Genomic DNA, 1,828 nt, shown 5'->3' with positions numbered 1-1,828 from the left:
TCCTGTTCGTGATGGACGCGGGTTTTTTGTCGGTCTAGGGTTGTCATCAAAATCCGGACTGCGGGCTGTTCGCGTTCGGGATAACAGGCAGAGACAGGCGTGCAGTCACAGCGAAGCGAGGCGACCGCGGGGCAGCCGGTCGCGACCACCGTCAAGCCCCTTCAATTCCGTGGTCGGTCGCTGACCGCGGTGGCGCTGCATCTGGCCGGGCGGGCGGATGGCGACTTTCTGGCGGCGCTCGAGGCGCGGCTGCGCCAGACGCCGCTGTTTTTCGAGAACGCGCCGCTGGTGCTGGATCTGACCGAGGCCGAGGGGCTGGACGGCTCTGAGGCCATGGCCAAATTGGCGGGGGAATTGCGCTCGCGCCGGCTCTCGGTCTTTGGCGTGCAGAATGCCAGCGCCGCGCAGGCGCAGTCGGCGCAGGCGGCGGGGCTGATCGTGCTGCCCTCGGGGCGCGATGTCGGGCTGGAGCGGGTCGGTCAGGCGCAGGCCGCGGCCCAGGTCGTGGCCCGGACCCGGCCCGGACGCGGCAAGCCCGAGCCCGAACCGGCGCCGAAGGAACCGCAGGCGCGGCTGATCACCCAGCCGGTGCGCTCGGGGCAGACGGTCTTTGCCGATCGCGGCGATCTGGTGATCATCGGCCCGGTCAGTTCCGGGGCCGAGGTCATCGCCACCGGCAATATCCACATCTATGGCCGGCTGCGCGGGCGGGCGCTGGCCGGGGTCAATGGCGACACCAGCGCGCGGATTTTCTGCCATGCGCTGGACGCCGAACTGCTGGCCATTGCCGGGCTTTACCGCACCAGCGAGACGCTGGGCCCGGACATTCCGCGCGACTTCGTGCAGGTCTATCTCGAGGGCGAGAAGCTGTGCGTCGCCCCGCTCAAGTAACCCGGATGGAAAGGAAGCGTTCGTGAGCAAGGTCATCGTAGTCACTTCCGGCAAGGGCGGCGTGGGCAAGACCACCTCCTCGGCCGCGATCAGCGCAGGCCTCGCGATGCGCGGGCACAAGACCGTGGTCGTGGATTTCGACGTCGGTCTGCGCAATCTGGACATGATCATGGGCTGCGAGCGCCGGGTCGTGTTCGACTTCATCAACGTCATTCAGGGCGACGCCAAGCTGAAGCAGGCGCTGATCAAGGACCGGCGGCTGGACAACCTGTTCGTGCTGCCGACCTCGCAGACCCGCGACAAGGACGCGCTGACCGAAGAGGGGGTCAAGGCGGTTCTGGACGAGCTGCGTCAGGAATTCGACTATATCATCTGCGACAGCCCGGCTGGGATCGAGCGCGGCGCGCATCTGGCGATGTATTTCGCCGATGAGGCCGTGGTGGTGACGAACCCCGAGGTTTCCTCGGTGCGCGACAGCGACCGGGTGCTGGGGCTGTTGAACAGCAAGACCCACCGCGCCGAAAAGGGCGAGGGCACGGTCAAGGCGCAGCTGCTGCTGACCCGTTTCGACCCCGCCCGCGTCGCCGGCGGCGAGATGATGAGCACCGAGGACGTGCTGGAAATCCTGGCCATCCCGCTGCTGGGCATCATCCCGGAAAGCTCGACGGTGCTGAAGGCCTCGAACGTCGGCATGCCGGTGGTGCTGGACGAGAAATCGGCCGCGGGTCGCGCCTATGAGGACGCGGTCGGCCGGCTCTTGGGCGAGCAGATCGAGATGCGTTTCGACGCCCCCGAGCGCCGCGGCTTCCTGCAGCGGCTGCTGAAGCGGACGGCATGACCATGTTCGGCATCAGCTTCCGCCCCCGCAAGCCGAACCCCGCCCAGACCGCCAAGGAACGGCTGCAGATCCTGCTGGCCCATGAACGCGCCGGCGGCA

The 1,828-nt window shown here is 67.6% G+C and carries 2 protein-coding genes and 1 pseudogene; all 3 read left to right on the top strand.

Annotation, left to right across the window (positions count from 1 at the left end):
* Positions 1 to 99 precede the first annotated feature (99 nt).
* Positions 100 to 891: a septum site-determining protein MinC gene (gene minC, locus IB235_RS24615; RefSeq protein WP_192339028.1), complete on the top strand. Its 792-nt coding sequence runs from the start codon at positions 100 to 102 to the stop codon at positions 889 to 891.
* A gap of 22 nt (positions 892 to 913) precedes the next feature.
* Positions 914 to 1,729 carry a septum site-determining protein MinD gene (gene minD, locus IB235_RS24610; RefSeq protein ID WP_192339026.1) on the top strand — a complete coding sequence of 272 codons (816 nt, stop codon included), beginning with the start codon at positions 914 to 916 and terminating at the stop codon, positions 1,727 to 1,729.
* Between the two features lie 2 nt (positions 1,730 to 1,731).
* A pseudogene (locus IB235_RS24605) lies at positions 1,732 to 1,828 on the top strand (cell division topological specificity factor MinE); the annotation flags it as partial.

Source organism: Paracoccus sp. PAR01, assembly GCF_014851995.1.
Taxonomy (GTDB): domain Bacteria; phylum Pseudomonadota; class Alphaproteobacteria; order Rhodobacterales; family Rhodobacteraceae; genus Paracoccus; species Paracoccus litorisediminis.
The sequence above is the reverse complement of the archived record's forward strand: the minus strand, read 5'-3'. Positions and strand labels throughout refer to the sequence as shown.